Below are 14,212 nucleotides of genomic sequence, written 5' to 3'. Positions count from 1 at the left end.
GTGCTCAGGGCTGGATGACCTTGAGGTCATCCGCCTCTGCCGCAGTCTTGTAACTGCCGAAGCCAAACCTGCCCGTCGCATGAGTCGAATCGGTCGCTTCGAGCACCAACTGGTTGTTCACATACGCCCGCAACGAAGCGCCCACGATTTCCAGCCGCAGGTCGTACCAAGTGTTGAGCGATACAGTCATCGGTGCGGTATCCAGCGTGGTGATGGTGCCGTTCGCTAGCTTCCTGAGCGAGACGGAGTTGTTGCTCCGGACCGTCAGATAGTAGTAGTTCGAGGCATTGACGAAACGGCCGATGATGCCGAACCAGCGATCGGCGCCATCGAACGCTGTCGCTCTCATTCGCGCGCGAATGATCTGATCGCCAACGCTAGCGCCGGTGTAGGCATGAGCGCCGCCGGTGGTGCTGGGTTGCGCGAACGCCGTCGGATCCTTGACCCACTGTTGCGGTGCTGCCGACACGTTGGTCCAGGTCGCCTGCGTGCGGCTCGCGTTGAAGTTGTCCTGACTCAACAAGCGGCTGGGGTTGGCGCTGACGACGATGTTGTCGTAGTCCGCTTGCGTCTTGAACATGGCGAGGCCCGCACGGCCATGCATCGGTACGGGGCCGACAACCGTCGGGTCGTCGACGACGTCGATCAGCGTATTGCCATCGACGAACACGCGCAGCCGGGTGCTGTGCGCTTCCAGTCTCAACACATAAGTTCGATTGAGCACCACCGCGAGCGGCGCCGAGGCGATCGTGGTGTAGCTGCCATTCACCATGCGTTTCAGTTCGACGAGATTCGAGTTACGCACGGTGACATAGTAATAGTTCTGTGGATCGGTGTAGCGGACCATCAGTCCGAACCATCGATCTCCCGATGGCGTCGCGTAGGCGCGAGGTGTGACATCGGCTTGAATGGATTGACTGTCCCAGTCAACGCCTTGGTAGATGGCGCTAGCGCCGCTGCTGACGTTCGTCTGGCGGTAGACGTTCGTGCCACCGACGTTAGCAACAGTGAACGTGCTGTTGACCTGCGGCGCCCAGTCGTTCGCGACACCGTCTTCGAAATTTTCTTGCGACGTCGGCCGATGCGGGAATGCCTCCGGCAGCGTGAACACGTACGCCCCGGCAACGATGCGATTGCCCCTGATCCTCGGCCGGCCGAGCCGGTCGCCGGTGCTTGCGACCAGCGTGGCCATGTGCGACCAGCGACGCGGCGAGTTTTGTTTATATACAAACACTTCGCCGTCCGGCGTGGTGACGGCCACGGTGCCGTCCTCCACATCGGCGGCGCCGTTCGGAATCTGCGGTCCGAGGTACCACGTGCCTTGTTCGCGCTCGTATATATAAGTGCCGGTGCCGCCGCCGATCACGGCCCTCTCGTCGTCGATGGCGACAACACTCGAGAAGCCGTCGGCGCCGGTGCCGCCGCCCGGTCGGGTGATCGCGGCGACGGCGCTGCCGTCCCAAACCCCGTTCGCATTCAATCGATAGATGTAAGCCGTGCCGGGAACGTCATAGGGCGGGCCGCCGCCATCGAAGCCGTAACTGCCATGAATGGCCGTCGTTGGCGAGATCGCCACGCGTGCGCCTGAGTAATCGATGTCTCCCATCGGGATGCCGTTCGCAATGCGCTGGACTCTGGTCCAGCCCGAGGACCCTCGACGGTACAGATCGCCGCCGTCTTCATGAGAGGCGATCACCGTGCCGTTGGAGATATCGACGTAATAACCGTTGGTGTCGGTGAGCGTGGCGGCGCGGCTCCAGATGCCGCCGGCTCTTTCGAAGATTGCAGTCTGGCCGCTGTAATGCGAGCCGACGACCAGGGTGTTGCCTTCGATGGCCACGGACGTGCCGAAGTTGCTCGATCCCCAGCCTTCCGGTGGCGGCGGCTCGTAGAGCGGCAGCAATTTGGCGATCTGAAGCCAGCGTCCGGTGGACGGGTCCCGCTCGAAAACATAGGCGGCGCCACGGCGTGCGTTCTCGGGAGTGGGGGATCCCCAAGTGGCGCCGACCACGGCGATGTCCCCGTCGATATCCGCCGAGCGGCCGAAATTGCCTTCGGGTGCGCCGTCCAGCGGGGTGAGTATCGCGTCTTCGATGAAGGTTCGAGTCTGGGCCGCGGCGAATGCGGCGGACAGCAACAGGACCGGCATGGCCAGCAATGCCATTCGTTTGGCGCGCATGATCCGTCTCCGTGGATGTGCTGACGTACAAGCACTGAGTGGCTGCGGTAGTTCCGTCCACTCGTGCCTCGGTCGGTTGCTTGCGTGGGTCTACCGAAAGGTCTGATCTGTTCCTCATCCAAACGCTCATTACCGAAGCCAGGGCGACCGGCCGTGCCCTCGATACAGATTGTGAAAAACGTCACTTCGTCCGAGCTTGCTGCTGATTATGTTGCTTGTCCCTGGCCGATGACCAAACAACGGCACAAATCGCCCCCAGAGAGCAGCGATGCGAATCAGTTTTTTGAGGAATGCAGCAGCCTGGCTTGGCGCTGGAACCGCATTCGTGAGCCTGGCGCTGTCCGCGCCTTGCGCCGTGGCCGGCAGCGAATATCTGTCGCGTCCGGACGTGCGGTCTTTCATCGAGGCCATGCAGACCGAGCACGCCTTGGACCTTGCGGAACTCGAGCGTGTTCTAGGTGAGGCTCGGCATCAGCCCACCGTCGTGCGATTGATTGGACCGGAACGGCCCAAGACATCGACGCCGCCAGTCCGTTCGTATCCCCGCTACCGTGCAAAGTTTCTAACCAATCTCCGCATCGCCGCCGGCGCCAGGTACTGGGACAGGCACGAGGAGTATCTGCGTCGCGCGGAGGCGGAATTCGGCGTGCCGGCCGAAGTGATCCTCGGCATCTTGGGAGTAGAGACAGCGTTCGGGCAGAACACCGGATCGTTCCGGGTCGTCGATTCGTTGGCGACCATTGCGTTCGACGGGCCGCGACGACAGGAGTACTTCCGCGACGAATTGAAGGAGCTGCTGCTGCTCGCGCGGGATTTGAACATCGACCCGCTGGCGATCAAGGGTTCTTACGCCGGCGCCATGGGCCTGCCGCAATTCATGCCCTCCAGCTATCGGCGCTATGCGGTCGACTTCGACCAGGACCAGGCCATCGATCTCATCGGTAGCCCGGCCGACGCGATCGGCAGCGTCGCCAGTTATCTCAAAGCTTACGGCTGGAACGAAGGTGAGCCGGCGACCGTGACGGTGAAGCTGCCCGCCGGCAGCGAGGCAGACCTGGTCACGGGCTTGGAACGTGCACACGATGTCGCCGAGTTGCAGGGGCGCGGCGTGAAGTTCTCCAGTTCGAAATTGCCGGAAGGTCTGTGCTCGGTCGTCGAACTGCCAGCGCCCGGCAAGCCCTCGAAATATGTCGCCGGCTTCGGCAACTTCGAAGCGGTCACGCGTTACAACCGTTCGACGTTTTACGCCACCGCCGTTCTGGAGCTCGCCGACGCGATCCGAGTCGCCCGTACTCGCCAGATGACGGCACGGGCAGAGACGAAATCGGGTCCTTGAGGACCACGAGCTCATTGCGACAGCGTCGGCGCGGTCTTTACCCACATCGTCCGGTTGAACGGCACGCCGGGGTCGTGCGCAATCGCGAGCCCGACTAGATCTTTTGGTACTTTTCGAGCGAGCTATTGCTCGGTTGCGCGGACCGAGACTTCGTCGCGGGTGAACTTGAAGGTTAATAACCAGACTCGATCGGTTTGCTCCTCTGTGGGAGCAAACTGCCACTCACGCGAGGCATTGTCCGCGAGGCGCGCGAAATATTTGCTCGGCCCGGGGTTTTCCATGAGCGCGGCGAACACATTGCCGGAAGGCTCGACGAGCACTCGCACCGTGACGTAGATGCGGCCTTGAATCTTGTCCTGGATGTCTCGCGGGACGTCCGGCATGACTTCGTGGAGCACTCCGGGCGACGTCTCCGCAGCCGGGAGGGAAGGTTGAGTTGGCTCACGAGATACCGGCCGCGAGAGCTGCGTGGCCGGCGTCGCTGGTTTGGCGACGGCGGAAGGAGTAGCAGGCGTGGGAGGGGGAACGGGTGTAGGTACGACTGCGGACTGCGAATCAACCTCCGGCGAGCTCATGAACAAACTTATGCCGGACCACACGATGATCAATATCAGGCCGCCGGCTGCAATTGCCGGCAGCGGCAGACGCCGCGTAGGAACACTCTCCAGCAACGTAGTCTCACACGAGTCAATGGCCGCCGGTGACGGCGGCGTGATTTCACGCGACACAACGGACGCTGCCGGCGGCGTGGTTTCTCGCGAGACGCTGGGCGCCGGCGGCGGCGTAACTTCGCGTGAGACGCTAGTTGCTGCAGGCGGCGTTACTCGCGAGGCAGTGGCCGCTGTTGAGTGTGGCGCAGCTTCTCGCGAGTTAGTGGGTGCTGGTGACGACGGCGCTATTTGTCGCAAGACAGTGGGTTCTGGGACCGACGTAGCAACTGGCCGCAAAACAGTAGGTTCTGGCGCCGACGGCGCAGTGGCTGGAGACGATTGAGCAGCTTCTCGCGAAACGATCGTTGCAGGAGGCTCTGTTGACGTGGGCGTAGCTGGTCGCGACACAGTAGCCGCTGGTGATGGCGCTGCTTGGCGCGAGACACTCTGTGCTTGTGGCGCGGGGGACTCAGGCTGCGTCGGGCGAGCTGGCGGCTGAGGTTCCGGGGTCGAGGCCGCGGATGGCGCGGCTTTGTATTCGGCTCTGAGCTCGACGACGCTGGGACGACTGGCAGGAGCCGGGCTCAAGCAGCGTCGCACCGTATCGACCAGCGTCGCCGGCACACTGGCCGGCAAGTCCATTTCATATCTTTGATCGGTCGGCGACCGCTGGGTGAGCGCCTCGACCAGGGTCGTGCCGAGACTCCAGATATCGCCAGCCGTGGTGGCTCCGTGCTCGAGCCGTTCGGGAGCATCGTAGGAAGACCTCTCGGGGTCGTCGCGATAGCCGGCGGGACCGATCATGTCGCTGGCCAGCTTCAGCTCATCGCCCACAGCAAGAAAGTTCGACGGCTTCAACTGGCCGTGCACCAGGTTACGCCGGTGCAGGAAGGTCAAGGCATCGAGCGTGGGAACCAGCAGTTCCCGCACTTCTTCGGCACTCAAAGGGCGGTGGCGAAGGATACCGGCGAGCGTCTGGTCGGCATGTTCCATCGCCACGAAGGCATATTCGCGCCCATCGAACTGCACCCGGCCGCCTCTGAAAAGACGGACCAGGTGAGGGTGGGAGAGCGCGGCGGCCGCCTCCCATTGCGCAAGCAGCGCTTTCGCTGGCGGGCCCTCGGCGCGCACGAACTTGATCGCGGCGTCGGCAATGCTTTTTGCCTTGTATTCGGTAAGGAATACCGCGCTATGGCTCGAACAGCCGAGCAGCCGGCGCAGGGGAAAGAGGCCGCCGACGACCTGGCCTTCCCATTGCGCCCAGACCTCGGCATCCGGGGTTTGTCGCACTTCCGCGTTCATTCACGATGTATTCGGCCGGGGAGCCGATTGGATTCCGGGCGGCGATCTCAGGGAAGAGAGAATTCGGCAGGGGGCAATGGAGCGTGTGTAAATCGTGCTTCACGCACCGCCCCGTGGAAGTAACTCACCCGGTTCATTCTCACGCCAATCGACGCCCGCCCCGCGCCCTGCGCCTTGAACGGGAGCGCGAACTCGGTTTGCAGCTGGCCGTTCACATAAGAGCGGTACCGTTCGCCGTCATAGGTTTGCGCGACGTGATACCACTGCCGCGTCGGAAACAGTTTCTCCGGCACGACCAGTGCATGGGCGTACCCAGGGCCCTTCGCGAACGCATCCAGATACCACTCGTCGCGCACGACGCGGATCTCGAACAAGATCCGGGTGCCGCCTTTGCCAGGCGCAACCGGTGGCTGCTCATCGGATTCCAGGTGAAACCAACGCTGTTCGAACGCGCCGCCATCCGGGCGGAACAGAGCTTCGAAAGTGAAGGTGGCCGCACCCGCCAGAGGATGCTCATCTATAAAGAGCGCGTCAGCCTGGCCGTCGAAAGCCACCGCGTTTCCCCAAGGACTGGGCACCAGCTTGGGCTGCCCTTCGAGCGTAACGGGCCGACCGCCGATCCGCTGCAGATTATCGAAGGTCCACACCTGCTGAGCCGGGGCGGCGAAGGCGAGGGGGCGATGCAGACTCAGCGCCGTGGCCGCACCGGCGCTGAGAAAGGTCCGTCGGTCGAGAAGTTTCATTGGCCTGGCGCGGTCTCCAGCCACTGAATCAGCACGTTCATGTTTTTCATGTACTCGGCCGTCGAGATGCCCATGGGCGGATTCGGATCGGGGAAGGGCGAGGTGTCAGTCTCGTCGCCCACGTGCGTGCTGGCGAAGTCGCCTTTCGCCACCTGTTTCGAGCCGTCGGCTTTGTAGGGGTGACTCGTCATGCGCAACGGCGCTGCCCAGTAACCTTCGGCATTGAGGGACCCGAGCGCTGTCGTGGTGAGCGTCTGGATGTTGCCCTCCGGCACCGGCTCGTAAACCGTCGCGAACAAGCGCGGCAACTCTTTGGCGCCAGCACCGGGGAACAGCGGAGATTGCTTCGCCAGTTCCTGCGGAGTTTTCGCCTTGGCGGCTTCGTAACGTTTGCGCAGACCCACGACGTCGATGCGGCGTGTGGCGGAGTAATGCCCGAGCGTGCGGCGTGAGTCGTTATCGACGTAGTACTCGCCGTTGACCACGTTCGAGCCGCGTCGATGCACGTACAGCGGCTTGTTGGTGCCCAGTTCGATGAACGTCGGCACCAGCGTGCGTGGGTCCTTATCGCTCGAAGGCAAACGCAGCGACTGCAGCCACTCGATCGATTCGGGCACGCGAGCGAGGAACTTCGAATCGCCCGTCATTTCGTAGAACGAGATCATGTGAGCGATGTTGCTCGCGGTGGTGTGCGTTGAGAGCGACTGCGGCTCGTAGCTGCGCGCGCCGGCGGGACGAACATCCAACGTGTATTGCAGAGACCAGCCCGGCTGCGGCGGCCCTTGCTGCGAGCTCAAGAAGAAGTTCATGCCGCGCGTGATCGCATCGAGCAGCCGTTCTTCGCCGAGCGCTTCGTAACACAGGGTCAGGAAATAAATATTCTGCGCCGCCACGTCGTCGTTGAAGGTGAGAAACGAGGTGTAATCCGGCCGGCCGTGCTTGGAGAATTCCTCGCTCAACGGATAACGCTGCGGCCAGCCGCCGATCGGGTACTGGCTGTCGAGCACGAATTGAATGGCTTTATCGAGCGCGGGCTTGTAGCGCGGATCGTGTTTTTCGACATACAGTCGCAGCAGGAACTTGGCCGCGTCCGAAGTCACTTCGTCATCGAACGTGGCGTTGCCGTAGTAGTGCTGGAATTCCTCGAGTCGCCAGGCATTGCGACCGATGGTCGCGTACCAGTCGCGCAGCGAGCGATCCCCGCCGAAATCCACCACGTAGTTCCAGCCGCCGCTCGGGTGCTGGCCCCAGATCAAGGCCGCGCCGACTTGTTCGGCAGCACGGTAATAAAACTCGTCGCCCGTGGCGTGGTACGCATCGAGGAACACGTGGCCCATGCTCGAGGTGCCCGGAGGCTGCAGCCAGATCATCGTCTCGCGTGCTTCCATTTCGCCCCAGCGACGCGACATGTCGGGGAGGTAAGTCCAGACGTAGCCGCCTTTGTACGCGACCTTGTCGGTCATGAAGGTAGTGGCGCGCTTCATCGCCTCGATCACCTTCTGGCGATCGGCGCTCGCGACGGGTGGGCTGTCGGCCGCAGCCGCATGGAACGGATTCAACAGAACCGTGAGCAGGAGTAGCAGAAGTCGGGCGGCTATTTTCATAGTGCGTGCATCGTGGGTTCGTGGCCGTTGTCGAGTCATGCTCAACCGGCATCGAGTGAGACAATTTTGGCATCGATGCGCCTGCCGGTCACGCCGGAGATAGTCGAAGCAGGCCAAGGCCCTTTTTCAGTGGGTCTTCCGGCGGGCGCGAGCCACCGACGTCTGTTCATCCGAAGGCGCCGCAGGCGAAGGCGCGTCTTGCGCTATAGTATGGTCAGCGCCCGACGAACTCGAAGGACGAACCTTGCAGTTGGTCGATGTGAGTTTTCGCGCCGGATCGGCGACTTGGCTGTACCCGATGAGCGCGTCGTTGAAGCCCGGCATCAATGTGCTGCTTGGCGCGACGTCGGCGGGTAAAACCACCCTCATGCGACTGATGGCGGGGCTCGAGCAGCCCGCCAGCGGGCGAATCCTCGTCGGCGGCAAAGATGTCACCGGGATACCCGTTCGCAGACGCAATCTCGCGATGGTGTATCAGCAGTTCATCAATTACCCCTCGCTCAGCGTTTACGAGAATATTGCCTCGCCTTTGCGGCTCGCCCGACAGCCGGAAGCCTCGGTCCGCCAGCGGGTGCAGATGATCGCCGAGACCCTGCGCCTCACTCCATTTCTCGACCGTCGTCCCGCAGAACTCTCGGGCGGTCAACAACAACGTACCGCGCTGGCGAGGGCGCTGGCCAAGGATGCCGATCTGGTGCTGCTCGACGAGCCGCTCGTGAACCTCGATTACAAACTGCGCGAGGACCTGCGGAACGAGCTGCGGAATCTGTTCACGCAAGGTCGCGCCACAGTCGTCTATGCGACGACCGAGCCCCAGGAAGCTTTGCAGCTCGGCGATGAAACGCTCGTGCTCGAGGCCGGTCGCCTCGTTCAGCACGGCAAGACGTTGGACATTTTCCGGCGTCCTGCAACGCTGGCCGCCGCGCGCGCATTCAGTGACCCGCCGTTGAACGAGATTCGTGCGCGCGTCGATCCAAACCTCGGTGTAGCGATCGTTCGAGACGATCTGAAGCTGCCGCTCGCGGCCCCAGCGTTGTCGGCGCTTCGAGATCATTCGAGCGAGATCATTCTTGGCGTCAGGGCTCACCAATTCGGGATCGGCGCTGAAGAGGGTGCGGCATCGATCACCGGTCGCATCGATCTCGCGGAGATCAGTGGATCCGAGACGTACGTGCACGTTTCGCAGGACGGCCTGTCGTTGGTCGCGCAGCTTCCAGGGGTGCACGAGCTGACCATCGGCGAGCGACTCACACTGCATGTCGCGCCCGGTCACATCTACTGCTTCGACGCGAGCGGCCAGCTGATCTTCGCACCTCACTAGAACAACATGGCACGAATCGAGCTCATCGATATCGCTCACGCATATGGCCAAGGCCGAGGTGAGCTCGCGTGGGCGCTCAAGAAGATGACGCTGTCGTGGTCTGACGGCGGCGCGTACGCGCTGCTCGGTCCCTCGGGCTGCGGCAAAACCACGTTACTCAACATCATTTCCGGACTAACCACGCCGACACAGGGGACGGTGCTATTCGATGGACGCGACGTTACGTCGCTCGAACCACAGCAACGTAACATCGCGCAAGTATTCCAGTTCCCCGTCATCTACGACACGATGTCGGTCTTCGACAATCTCGCGTTTCCGCTACGTAATCGCAAATGGAAGGAGGGCGACGTGCGCAAACGCGTCATCGAGATTGCCGAAATCCTCGAACTGCAGGGCGATCTGCCGATGCGCGCGAAGGGGCTGTCCGCCGATGTGAAGCAGAAGATCTCACTCGGTCGCGGGCTGGTACGACCGGATGTCGCTGCCGTCCTGTTCGATGAGCCGCTCACGGTGATCGATCCGCATGTGAAATGGCTCCTGCGACGCAAGCTCAAGCAGCTTCATCAACAACTCAATCTGTCGCTCATCTATGTGACGCACGATCAAACCGAGGCGCTCACGTTCGCGGATCGGGTGGTGGTGATGGCGGAGGGCGAGGTTGTGCAGGTGGGCACGCCCGAAGAATTGTTCGAATCGCCGGCGCACCGATTCGTCGGACACTTCATCGGCAGCCCAGGAATGAATTTTCTCGATGTCGAATGGCAGGACAGGCCCATTGTCGAAGGAATGCCCATCGAGACATCGAGCACTCAGCCGCCCGATTCAACCGCGTCGCTTGCCGTCGGCATTCGCCCGGAATATCTGCAGGTGCACTCATCGCCCGGTCCGAATCGAGTGCCCGCCATCGTCACGGCGGCTCGTGATCAAGGCACGCAGTGGATGGTGCAACTTCAGATCGGTAAGCGGACGGCCTGGAGCAAGATTCGAGACGCGCGCGAACTGCCTAGCACAGGCCCCGCGTTCGCATACATGCCGCCCGACAAATGCGCGCTCTACGCGAACGACCGGAGAGTCGCATGAATTCCACCAAGCCGGTCAACCAGCGCGCTTGGTTGTTCGTGTTGCCGGTGCTGGTGAGCGTGGCGTTCTCCGCGCTGATTCCGTTGATGACGGTCGTCAACTATTCGGTGCAGGACATTCTGAGTCCGTCGCAACGCGTGTTCGTGGGTTGGGAGTGGTACAAGGAGGTCCTTCGCGATCCCGAACTGCACAGCGCGCTCCTCCGGCAGCTGTTGTTCTCTGCTGCCGTGCTGGCGATTCAGATTCCACTGGGCATCGCGCTCGCGCTGTCGATGCCGACGCAGGGATGGCGCTCCTCGCTCGTGTTGGTGTTGCTTGCGATGCCTTTGCTCGTGCCATGGAATGTAGTCGGCACGATCTGGCAGATCTTCGCGCGCGCCGACATCGGCCTGCTCGGATACGTGCTGACGCGATTGGGCTTCGATTACAACTATGCGCAAGATCCCTGGGACGCTTGGGTGACGGTGCTAGTCATGGATGTTTGGCACTGGACGCCGCTGGTCGCGTTGCTCGCCTACGCGGGATTGCGAGCGATTCCCGAGGCGTACTATCAAGCCGCTCGTATCGATGGCGCTTCACGGTGGGCGGTGTTTCGGCATGTGCAGCTACCCAAGCTGCGCAGTGTGCTCATGATCGCGGTGCTGCTGCGGCTCATGGATAGCTTCATGATCTATACCGAACCGTTCGTGCTGACCGGCGGCGGGCCGGGCACGGCGACGACATTTCTGTCGCAGTACCTGACGCAGAAGGCGGTGGGTCAGTTCGATCTCGGGCCGGCGGCGGCGTTCTCGCTGGTGTATTTCCTCATCATCCTGCTGCTGTGTTTCGTGCTCTACAACTTCATCAAAGAGGTGGGGGCGCACGATCGACGAGGCACGCCATCATGAGCGCGCGTTCTTTTCCGGGCCGGCAGATCCTGCTCGTCGCGTATCTCCTTTTTACGCTGGCGCCGATCTACTGGCTGGTGCACATGAGCCTGCGAACCAACGAAGCCATCACCGGCGCGTTCGCATGGTTCCCGGAATCCTTGTCGTTGGCGAACTACTTCGACATCCTCACCGATCCATCGTGGTACGACGGCTACATCAACTCGATCACTTACGTGACGATCAACACCGTGCTATCCGTGACGATCGCGTTGCCCGCGGCGTACGCCTTCTCGCGTTTTTCGTTTCTGGGCGATAAGCACCTGTTCTTCTGGCTGCTGACCAATCGAATGACGCCACCGGCCGTTTTTTTGCTGCCATTCTTTCAGCTCTACACGGCGCTCGGGCTGATCGATACACACATCGCGGTCGCGCTGGCGCACATGGTTTTCAACGTGCCACTGGCGGTATGGATTCTCGAAGGCTTCATATCGGCCGTGCCGCGTGAGATTGACGAGACCGCGTACATCGACGGTTATTCGTTCCCGCGTTTCTTCGTGCGGATTTTCGTGCCGCTGATCAAGGCCGGTATCGGCGTAACGGCGTTTTTCTGTTTCATGTTCTCGTGGGTCGAACTGCTGCTCGCCCGCACGCTTACCTCGGTGGATGCCAAGCCCATCGCGGCGACGATGACTCGAACAGTGTCCGCCGCAGGCATGGATTGGGGAACTTTGGCGGCGGCGGGAGCGCTGACGATTGTGCCGGGAGCGCTGGTCATCTATTTCGTTCGTCACTACATCGCGAAGGGTTTCGCGATGGGGAGGGTCTGATGGACCTGCTGACGTGGATGGCCTGGACGCGACCGGTGGCGATCTTTTTCGCTTGCATCGCCGTGATGTTGATCGTGATGTCGCTTTGGGAGCTGCGATCGCCGACAGTGGCGCGCAAGGGGCTGTTGCCGCTGGTCACGACGCGCGGCGATCGCCTGTTCATCGGGCTGTTGCTGGCGGCGTATATCAATCTTGCGTGGACAGGCGTCACCGACCTTTCTCAATGGTGGGGCGTGGCCATCGGTGCGATCGGGCTCGTGGGCGTGATGCGTTGGGGGTAGGTTCAGTCAGTCTGGCGAGGGATCATGAACAAGCATGTAGCAGGTCTCGCGATTGCGGCGATGGGTTGGTGTTTTGCCGCGGTCTCGGTTGCCGATGAGGCGGCGGCCAAGAAATGGATCGATCAGGAATTTCAACCGTCGACGTTGAGCAAGGATCAGCAGCTGGCGGAGCTGAAGTGGTTCATCGGGGCCGCGAATCAGCTGCGATCCAAAGGCGTCAAAGAGATCAGCGTGGTGTCGGAAACGATCACGACCCACGAGTACGAGGCCAAGACTCTGGCCAGAGCGTTCAGTGAAATCACGGGCATCAGGGTCAAGCACGATCTGATCCAGGAAGGCGACGTGGTCGAGAAGCTGCAGACCTCGATGCAGTCCGGCAAGTCCATCTACGACGGCTGGGTCACGGATTCCGATTTGATCGGCACGCACTACCGTTACGGCGCGATTCTGCCGCTGTCCGATTTCATCGCGACCAGCGGTAAGGCGTTCACCAATCCGGGGCTCGATCTCAACGATTTCATCGGCCGGAAGTTCACGACCGCGGCGGACGGCAAGCTGTATCAGCTGCCGGATCAGCAGTTCGCGAATGTTTACTGGTTTCGCGCCGATTGGTTCGCGCGTAAGGATCTGCAGGAGCGGTTCAAGAAGAAGTATGGCTACGAGCTTGGCGTGCCGGTGAACTGGAGCGCGTATGAGGACATCGCCGAGTTCTTCACCAACGACGTGAAGCAGATCGATGGCAAGCGCGTGTACGGTCACATGGATTACGGGAAGAAAGATCCTTCCCTCGGCTGGCGCTTCACGGACGCCTGGCTATCCATGGCCGGTTCCGCGGACAAAGGCATTCCAAACGGGATGCCGGTGGATGAGTGGGGCATCCGCGTCGCTGCGGACAAGTGCACGCCCGTCGGAGCGTCGGTAGCTCGCGGCGGTGCTGCGAACTCGCCTGCGGCGGTTTATGCGCTCACGAAGTACATCGATTGGATGAAGAAATACGCGCCGAGCCAATCGATGGGCATGACGTTTTCTGAATCCGGCCCGGTGCCCGCCCAGGGCGAGATTGCGCAGCAGATCTTTTGGTATACGGCGTTCACGGCGGATATGACCAAGAAAGGTTTGCCGGTGGTGAATGCCGACGGCACGCCGAAGTGGCGCATGGCGCCTTCGCCGCACGGGCCTTACTGGAAGGAGGGGATGCAGAACGGTTATCAGGATGTGGGTTCGTGGACGTTCTTTCGTGGGCACGATCCGAACCGCCTGGCGGCGGCCTGGCTTTATGCGCAGTTCGTGACTTCGAAAACTGTTTCGCTGAAGAAGTCGATCGTCGGTCTCACGTTCATTCGGGACAGCGACATCCGGCACGAGTACTTCACGAAGAATGCGGCGAGGTATGGCGGGCTGATCGAGTTCTACCGCAGCCCGGCGCGTGTGGCCTGGACGCCGACGGGGAATAACGTTCCGGATTATCCGAAGCTTGCGCAACTGTGGTGGCAGAACGTTGCTACTGCAGTGACCGGCGAGCGGACGCCACAGGCTGCAATGGACAATCTCGCCGATCAGATGGATCGGATCCTCGGTCGGCTCGAACGCGCGGGGATGAAGAACTGCGCCCCCAAGTTGAATCCACCGAAGGATCCGAAGACGTGGTTGTCGAACAATGCAGCGCCGTGGGCGAAGCTTGCGAACGAGAAGCCTAAGGGCGAGACGGTTTCTTATGAGCAGTTGCTGCAGGCGTGGAAGGAAGGCAGGGCGCGATAGTCGCGCCCTCTCACGTTGCGTATCGACCGGAGAGAGGGCGGCACGACGTGACCGCGTTCTTGAATCGGCGCGCGTGATTTTCGGAGTGGCACGTTGTCAGGGGTCCTGGCTCTGCGCGGTCGGGGTGGGTGGGCGGACATGGGCGGCCGCGCTTCATTTATTTCGACCTGAGGACAGGTCGAAATAAATGGCGATCCTTGCGCGCCGGAGGGTTCGGCGTCACGGGTGTCAGCTCAGCGTTCCCACGTCACCAGCCGCCGAA

Annotated in this window: 11 protein-coding genes; 7 read left to right on the top strand and 4 right to left on the bottom strand. The window is 61.7% G+C overall.

Annotated features, from left to right (window positions below):
* Positions 1 to 4: 4 nt before the first annotated feature.
* A complete protein-coding gene (locus tag VGD45_RS00205) occupies positions 5 to 2,179 on the bottom strand; it encodes an FG-GAP repeat protein (RefSeq protein ID WP_331153238.1) in 2,175 nt (724 codons plus the stop codon).
* Between the two features lie 268 nt (positions 2,180 to 2,447).
* On the opposite strand from VGD45_RS00205, the gene mltB reads away from it, so the two are divergent.
* A complete protein-coding gene (gene mltB / locus VGD45_RS00200) occupies positions 2,448 to 3,515 on the top strand; it encodes a lytic murein transglycosylase B (protein ID WP_331153237.1) in 1,068 nt (355 codons plus the stop codon).
* A gap of 122 nt (positions 3,516 to 3,637) precedes the next feature.
* Here the strand turns inward: mltB and VGD45_RS00195 are convergent, their stop codons facing one another.
* Genes VGD45_RS00195 through VGD45_RS00185 form a run of 3 tightly spaced genes read right to left on the bottom strand, consistent with a single transcriptional unit; the run spans position 3,638 to position 7,814 of the window.
* Positions 3,638 to 5,467, bottom strand: coding sequence for a serine/threonine protein kinase (locus VGD45_RS00195; RefSeq protein WP_331153236.1), 1,830 nt, complete (start codon positions 5,465 to 5,467; stop codon positions 3,638 to 3,640).
* Positions 5,468 to 5,514: 47 nt separating this feature from the next.
* Positions 5,515 to 6,210, bottom strand: coding sequence for a LamG domain-containing protein (locus VGD45_RS00190; RefSeq protein WP_331153235.1), 696 nt, complete (start codon positions 6,208 to 6,210; stop codon positions 5,515 to 5,517).
* Positions 6,207 to 7,814: a pectate lyase gene (locus VGD45_RS00185; RefSeq protein ID WP_331153234.1), complete on the bottom strand. Its 1,608-nt coding sequence runs from the start codon at positions 7,812 to 7,814 to the stop codon at positions 6,207 to 6,209. Before VGD45_RS00185 ends, VGD45_RS00190 begins: the two co-directional genes overlap by 4 nt.
* A gap of 244 nt (positions 7,815 to 8,058) precedes the next feature.
* Here VGD45_RS00185 and VGD45_RS00180 point away from each other — a divergent pair, with 244 nt between their 5' ends.
* From VGD45_RS00180 to VGD45_RS00155, 6 genes are read left to right on the top strand one after another with little or no spacing between them, the layout of a single operon-like run.
* Positions 8,059 to 9,135, top strand: coding sequence for an ABC transporter ATP-binding protein (locus VGD45_RS00180; protein ID WP_331153233.1), 1,077 nt, complete (start codon positions 8,059 to 8,061; stop codon positions 9,133 to 9,135).
* 6 nt (positions 9,136 to 9,141) lie between these two features.
* Complete coding sequence (locus VGD45_RS00175; protein ID WP_331153232.1) at positions 9,142 to 10,215, top strand: ABC transporter ATP-binding protein; 1,074 nt, start codon at positions 9,142 to 9,144, stop codon at positions 10,213 to 10,215.
* A complete protein-coding gene (locus VGD45_RS00170) occupies positions 10,212 to 11,102 on the top strand; it encodes a sugar ABC transporter permease (protein WP_331153231.1) in 891 nt (296 codons plus the stop codon). Before VGD45_RS00175 ends, VGD45_RS00170 begins: the two co-directional genes overlap by 4 nt.
* The gene (locus tag VGD45_RS00165) at positions 11,099 to 11,911 is read left to right on the top strand and encodes a carbohydrate ABC transporter permease (protein WP_331153230.1); all 813 of its coding nucleotides are present in this window, start codon (positions 11,099 to 11,101) and stop codon (positions 11,909 to 11,911) included. The genes VGD45_RS00170 and VGD45_RS00165 overlap by 4 nt, the downstream gene beginning before the upstream one ends.
* Positions 11,911 to 12,192, top strand: coding sequence for a DUF2160 domain-containing protein (locus tag VGD45_RS00160; protein ID WP_331153229.1), 282 nt, complete (start codon positions 11,911 to 11,913; stop codon positions 12,190 to 12,192). Before VGD45_RS00165 ends, VGD45_RS00160 begins: the two co-directional genes overlap by 1 nt.
* A gap of 24 nt (positions 12,193 to 12,216) precedes the next feature.
* Positions 12,217 to 13,950 (top strand): ABC transporter substrate-binding protein, encoded by a 1,734-nt coding sequence (locus tag VGD45_RS00155; RefSeq protein ID WP_331153228.1) that lies wholly within the window; start codon positions 12,217 to 12,219, stop codon positions 13,948 to 13,950.
* Positions 13,951 to 14,212: the final 262 nt, after the last annotated feature.

Origin of the sequence: Steroidobacter sp., from assembly GCF_036402275.1 — a bacterium.
Taxonomy (GTDB): domain Bacteria; phylum Pseudomonadota; class Gammaproteobacteria; order Steroidobacterales; family Steroidobacteraceae; genus Steroidobacter.
The sequence above is the reverse complement of the archived record's forward strand: the minus strand, read 5'-3'. Positions and strand labels throughout refer to the sequence as shown.